The organism is Streptomyces sp. WAC 04229 (assembly GCF_003947455.1).
In the GTDB taxonomy this organism is placed as follows: domain Bacteria; phylum Actinomycetota; class Actinomycetes; order Streptomycetales; family Streptomycetaceae; genus Streptomyces.
The window spans coordinates 1-5,531 of the sequence record NZ_QHJH01000298.1; the positions used below are offsets into that span (position 1 = coordinate 1).

The window sequence follows — 5,531 nt, forward strand, 5'->3', positions numbered from 1 at the left end:
CGGGCGCCGTCGTCGAGCAGGACCCGGAGGGGCCCCCCCGGGCCGCCGGGCTCAGGACGACCGGGCCGGGCCCGTGCTGTCCCGCTCGATCAGCCGCGGCACCGGCACCCGCACCGTGCGGGCCGGGCCGCCGTCCAGCAGGGCGGTCAGCTCGGTCGCCGCCGTCCGGCCGAACTCCACGCTGTCCCGGGAGAGGGCGGACAGCCACGGCTTGACCATGCGGCACAGCGCCGAGTCCTCCCAGGCCACCACGGACACGTCGGCCGGCACCGAGAACCCCAGCTCGGCCGCGGCGGCGACCCCGGCGACGGCCATCACGTCGTTGTCGTAGATCAGCGCGGTCGGCGCGGCGGGGGCCTCCAGGACCCGGCGGGTCACGGCGGCGCCCTCCGCGTCGGAGTAGTCGGTGGTCACCGACTCGACCTCGGTCAGGCCCCGCCGCCCGGCCTCGGCCCGCAGGGCCCGGATCCGCCGCTCGGTGTGGGCGAGGCCGGGCAGACCGGCGATGTGCGCGATCCGCCGGTGGCCGAGCGCGTACAGCCCGTCCACCAGCGCGGCCATCGCGCCCGCGTCGTCCGCCCACACCGTCGACAGTCCCGGATGGCGTTCGTCCGGCGCGCCGCCGATCACCACGGCGGGCAGCCCGAGTCCGTCGAGCAGGTCGGGGCGCGGATCGTCGGTGCGCGGGTCGACCACCAGGACGCCGTCCACCCGGTGTTCGGCCCACCAGCGCCGGTAGACCGCGCACTCGTCCTCGACGTCCCGCGCCACCTGGAACAGCAGGCCCAGATGACGCCGCGCCAGCACCTCCTGGATGCCGGAGACCAGTTGCAGGAAGAAGGAGTCCACGCCCAGGGTGTGCGCGGGCCGGGCCAGTACGAAGCCGACGGTCGCCGCGCCCTCCCCGGACAGCGCCCGCGCCGCCGTGCTGGGCCGCCAGCCGAGCTGTTCGGCGACCCGGCGGACCCGGTCCCGGGTGATCTCGGAGACCCCCGGCCGGTCGTTCAGCGCGAACGAGACCGCGCTCTCGGATACCCCGGCCCGCCGAGCGATGTCCTTCATCGTCGGCCGGCGCGCGGCGGGCCGCTTGGCCGGCATGCGCGCTCCCTTCTTCGGAAGTGAAACGAAAGCGCCTTCTGGACACGACAAGCTAATGCGCTTGAGTTGAAAGATCCTAAAGCGCATTAGTCGAACCTGGCAAGTGGCTCCGCGCACGGCTCTGACCTGGACTAATGCCGTCTCAATCGCATTAGTTCCCGCGAATCCATTGACTTTCCCCGAACGCGCCGTGCATGGTCGCTGCCATCCAGCCGCCGACGTCCTTCAGGAGACGTGTCACCGTGCCCACCTCGCGCAGAACATTCGCCGTCGCCGCCGTCGCCGCCCTCGTCCTCCCGCTCAGCGCCTGCGGTTCCGGAGGTGACAGCGGGGGTTCGACCGACGCCTCGGGCAAGGTCGAGGGCGACATCACCTTCCAGACCTGGAACCTGCGGGCGAACTTCAAGCCCTACTTCGAGGACCTGATCGCCGACTTCGAGAAGAAGTACCCGGGCACGGAGGTCAAGTGGGTCGACCAGCCCGGCGAGGGCTACGCCGACAAGATCAGCGCCGACGCCGCCGGCGGCACCCTGCCCGACGTCGTCAACGTCTCCCCGGACCTCGTCGCCCCGCTCGCCAAGGCGGGCCTCGCCCTCGACCTGGACAAGGCCGCCGGCCAGTACGAGAAGGAGTACCTGGAGGGCGCCTGGGCCAGCCACCGGATACCGGGCATGGAGGGCACGTACGCCTTCCCCTGGTACCTCAACACCGGCCCGCTCTTCTACAACAAGTCCCTCTTCGAGAAGGCCGGACTCGACCCCGAGCAGCCGCCGAAGACGTACGACGAGGTCTTCGACGCCGCATTGAAGATCGCGGACAAGACCGGCGGCGACACCGCCACGCTGGCCAACGTCCCCACCATCGAGGACTTCGGCCGCTACGGCGTGCCGCTGATGAACAAGGAGGGCACCGCCTTCACGTTCAACGACGCCAAGGGCGTACAGCTCCTCACCCGGTACAAGGAGCTGTACGAGGCCAAGGCGCTCGACTCCCAGGCGCTGACCGCCACCCCCGAGTCCTCGGGGAAGAAGTTCCTCACCGGGGCCGTGGCGATGAACCCGGGCAGCGCGCTCGACCTCGCCAACTTCAAGAAGCAGGCGCCGAACCTGTACAAGAACATCGGCATCACCGACCAGATCACCAGCACCGGCCACGTCAACATGTACGTGATGGGCCTGATGGTGAACGCGCAGAGCCAGCGCAAGCCCGCCGCGGTGGCCTTCGCGCACTTCGTCACCGACGCCGCGCACCAGATGTCGTTCGCCAAGCAGGTCGCGATCTTCCCGAGCACCGCCAGTTCGCTGGACGACCCGTACTTCACCAAGGAGGACGGCACCGACGAGACCCGTGTCCGGGTCGCCGCCGCCAAGTCGCTGAAGGACGCGGTCAACTACACGCCGGTGCTGTTCAGCGAGCAGATGAAGACCGAGCTGCGCAACGAGGTCGCCAAGGCGCTCCAGGGCAAGCAGAGCCCCGAACAGGCCCTGGACAACGCTGTCAAGGCGTGCGACCGGCTCCTCCAGCAGCAGGGCTGAGACGTCATGGCGAGTCCCACCGTCCCCGGCACCCGGCGTGTACGGCGCCAGCTGGCCTCCAGCCCCTGGCTTTTCGCCGCCCCCGGGCTGCTGATCACCGGCGCGTTCATCCTCTACCCGTTCGTCTCGACGCTCGTCAACTCCTTCACCGACCGCCGGACCCTGGTCCCGGGCGAGTTCGTGGGCCTCGCCAACTTCCGCGAGCTGCTGCACGACGACATGTTCTGGACCGGCCTGCGCAACAGCACCCTGTACGTCCTCGGGGTCGTCCCCGCGCTCGTCCTGCTGCCGCTGCTGCTCGCCCTGCTCGTGCAGAAGAACATCCCCGGCATCACCTTCTTCCGCTCCGCCTTCTACACCCCGGTGGTCGCCTCGATCGTCGTCGTCGGACTGATCTGGGTCTGGCTCCTCGACGAGCGCGGTCTGGTCAACTCGCTGCTGGAGACGGTCGGCGCCAGTCCGATCGGCTTCCTCAGCGACCAGTGGCTGATCCTGCTCAGCGCCATGGCCGTCACGGTCTGGAAGGGCCTCGGCTACTACATGATCATTTACCTGGCGGCGCTCGCCAACGTCCCGCGCGAACTGCACGAGGCCGCCGCCGTGGACGGCGCGGGCGCGGTGCGCCGCTTCCTCACCGTCACCGTGCCCGCCGTCCGCTCCACCATGGTGCTGGTCGCCGCGCTGTCCTCGGTCGCCGCCTTCAAGGTGTTCTCCGAGGTGTACCTGATGGCCGGTCCGAGCGGCGGCCCGGCCGGCGAGGACACCACGCTCGTCATGCTGGTCCAGCGCACCGGCACCGGCCTGACCGGCCGGGTCGGCTACGCCTCCGCCATCTCCGTCGTCGTCTTCGTCGTCACCGTCGCCCTGATGCTGCTCGTCCTGCGCGCCGACCGGAAGGAGGAGTCGTGAGCGTCCTGGAGAAGACCCGGCCCACGGAGAAGCCCCGGGCCACCGCGCGGGAACGCGAACCCCGGATCACCGACGAGCACGGCCGCCGCGTACGGGTCTGGGAACTCGTCCTGCGCTACCTGCTCCTGCTCGGCGTCCTCGCCCTGACCATCGGCCCGTTCCTGTGGCAGCTGTCGACCTCGCTGAAGGGCCCGACGGAGGACATCTTCAGCTCGCCGCCGAAGTTCCTGCCCTCCGATCCCACCCTGCACAACTACGAGCGGGTCGCCGACACCATCCCCGTCTGGGACTACGCGCTGAACTCGCTGAAGGTCGCCGCCGCCAACGTGGTGACGAACTGCGTCGGCGCCGCCCTCGCCGGATACGCCCTGGCCCGGCTGCGCTACCGCGGCCGGCGCGTCGCCACCCTGGTGTTCATCCTGGCGATGCTCGTGCCGGTGGAGGGCATCATCATCGCCCAGTTCACCACCATGCGGGAGCTGGGCCTCAACAACACCCTGGTCGGCGTCCTGCTGCCCGGCTGCGTCAGCGCCCTGAACGTCCTGCTCATGCGCAACGCCTTCCTCAACCTCCCCTACGAGATCGAGGAGGCCGCCTACGTCGACGGCGCCAACGTCTGGCAGCGGTTCTGCCGGATCGCGCTGCCGTCGGTCAAGGGCACCCTCGCGGTCGTCGCGATCTTCGCCTTCATGGGCGCCTGGGACGACTTCCTGTGGCCGCTGATCGTGCTGAGCGACCCGTCCAAGTTCACCCTGACCATCGGCCTCAACTACCTGCACGGCACCTTCGCCAACGACGAACGCCTCGTCGCCGCCGGCACGATCATCGCCGTGGCGCCGCTGATCGCCCTCTTCGCCTGCCTCCAGCGGTACTTCTTCCGCGGCGTCGGCGAGGGCGCGGTCAAGGGCTGACCCACGTACTTCTTCCCCACAAGGACACCGCATGCCCCCTGCCGTGCGCTTCGGCGTCAACTACACCCCGAGCGAAGGGTGGTTCCACCACTGGCTCGACTTCGACCTCGACTCGGTCCGCGCCGACCTGGACTCGGTCGCCGCGCTCGGCGTGGACCACGTCCGCGTCTTCCCGCTGTGGCCGTACTTCCAGCCCAACCGCTCCCTGATCCGCGAGCGTGCCGTGGGCCACCTGGTCGCGCTGGTCGACGCGGCCGGCGAACGCGGACTCGACGTCAACGTGGACGGCCTCCAGGGCCATCTGAGCAGCTTCGACTACGTACCGGCCTGGACCCGCACCTGGCACCGCCGCAACCTCTTCACCGACCCCGAGGTCGTCGACGGGCAGGCCACCTACCTGCGCACCCTCGCCGCCGCGCTGGCCGGGCGGCCCAACTTCCTCGGCATGACCCTCGGCAACGAGGTCAACCAGTTCTCCGCCGCACCCCACCCCGACCCGGACCGCGCCACCAGCGAGCAGATCGACGCCTGGCTGGAGCGGATGCTCGCGGCCTGCGAGGAGGGCGCCCCCGGCGGGATGCACCTGCACGCCGAGTACGACGCCACCTGGTACCAGGACGACCAGCCCTTCACCCCGGCCCAGGCCGCCCGGCGGGGCGCGGTGACCGCCGTGCACTCGTGGGTCTTCAACGGCACCGCCCAGCGCCACGGCCGCACCTCCGTGCCCAGCGAGCACCACGCCGCCTACCTGATCGAGCTGAGCAAGGCGTGGGCCGACGACCCCCGCCGCCCGGTCTGGCTCCAGGAGGTCGGCGCCCCCGCGCCCCTCGTCCCCGCCGAGCACGCCGCCGCCTTCACCGAGGCGACCGTCGAGAACGCCCTGGACTGCCCCGACCTGTGGGGCGTCACCTGGTGGTGCTCGCACGACGTGTCCCGGGAGCTGGCCGACTTCCCCGAGCTGGAGTACGGCCTCGGACTGCTCACCAACGACCGCCGTCCCAAGGACACGGCCCGGGTCCTGGCCCGCGCGGCCCTCGCGGCCCGCGAGGGGACCCGCCCCGCCCCCGCCCCGCGCACC

The 5,531-nt window shown here is 70.7% G+C and carries 5 protein-coding genes; 4 read left to right on the forward strand and 1 reads right to left on the reverse strand.

Annotation, left to right across the window (positions count from 1 at the left end):
- Positions 1-51 precede the first annotated feature (51 nt).
- On the reverse strand, positions 52-1,098 hold the full coding sequence (locus DMH12_RS36780) for a LacI family DNA-binding transcriptional regulator (protein ID WP_125495636.1): 1,047 nt from the start codon (positions 1,096-1,098) through the stop codon (positions 52-54).
- A gap of 242 nt (positions 1,099-1,340) precedes the next feature.
- Between DMH12_RS36780 and DMH12_RS36785 the strand changes: the two genes are divergently transcribed.
- The 4 genes from DMH12_RS36785 to DMH12_RS36800 form a co-directional block, all read left to right on the forward strand.
- Positions 1,341-2,633, forward strand: coding sequence for an ABC transporter substrate-binding protein (locus tag DMH12_RS36785; RefSeq protein WP_125495637.1), 1,293 nt, complete (start codon positions 1,341-1,343; stop codon positions 2,631-2,633).
- 6 nt (positions 2,634-2,639) lie between these two features.
- Positions 2,640-3,542 (forward strand): carbohydrate ABC transporter permease, encoded by a 903-nt coding sequence (locus tag DMH12_RS36790; RefSeq protein ID WP_125495638.1) that lies wholly within the window; start codon positions 2,640-2,642, stop codon positions 3,540-3,542.
- Positions 3,539-4,453 carry a carbohydrate ABC transporter permease gene (locus tag DMH12_RS36795; protein ID WP_125495639.1) on the forward strand — a complete coding sequence of 305 codons (915 nt, stop codon included), beginning with the start codon at positions 3,539-3,541 and terminating at the stop codon, positions 4,451-4,453. Before DMH12_RS36790 ends, DMH12_RS36795 begins: the two co-directional genes overlap by 4 nt.
- Before the next feature lie 31 nt (positions 4,454-4,484).
- Positions 4,485-5,531 (forward strand): cellulase family glycosylhydrolase (locus DMH12_RS36800; RefSeq protein WP_125495640.1); only part of this gene is annotated, 1,047 nt, incomplete at its 3' end.